Origin of the sequence: Verminephrobacter aporrectodeae subsp. tuberculatae At4 (assembly GCF_000193225.1) — a bacterium.
GTDB lineage: Bacteria > Pseudomonadota > Gammaproteobacteria > Burkholderiales > Burkholderiaceae_C > Acidovorax > Acidovorax aporrectodeae.
On sequence record NZ_AFAL01000277.1, the window covers coordinates 1 to 325 of the forward strand.

Consider the following 325-nt stretch of genomic DNA (forward strand, 5'->3'; position numbering starts at 1 on the left):
CGTCCCATTCACCCTGCGCCGGAGCCAATTTGTCCAGTTCGCCGATTTGCCATTGGAGGCGTTCGCGCTCTTGCTGCAAGCTTGTTTGCGCCTGGCGGGCCTGCTGCAGCGCTTTCTGGTCGCAGCGCCACTGCGTCCAGAGGGCTGTGGTCTCTGCGGCGCCGATCCCGGCAAAGGCGTCGAGCAGCCCGCGTACCGATTCGGGGCGGGTGAGGCTCTGCCATGCATGCTGGCCGTGGATGTCGAGCAGCAGATCGCCGAGGGCGCGCAGCTGCGTGGCCGTGGCCGGTGTGCCATTCACCCAGGCCCGGCTCTTGCCCTGCGT

Annotated in this window: 1 pseudogene; it reads right to left on the minus strand. The window is 67.7% G+C overall.

The window, feature by feature from the left end:
- A pseudogene (locus tag VTU_RS26160) lies at positions 1-325 on the minus strand (DNA repair protein RecN); the annotation flags it as partial.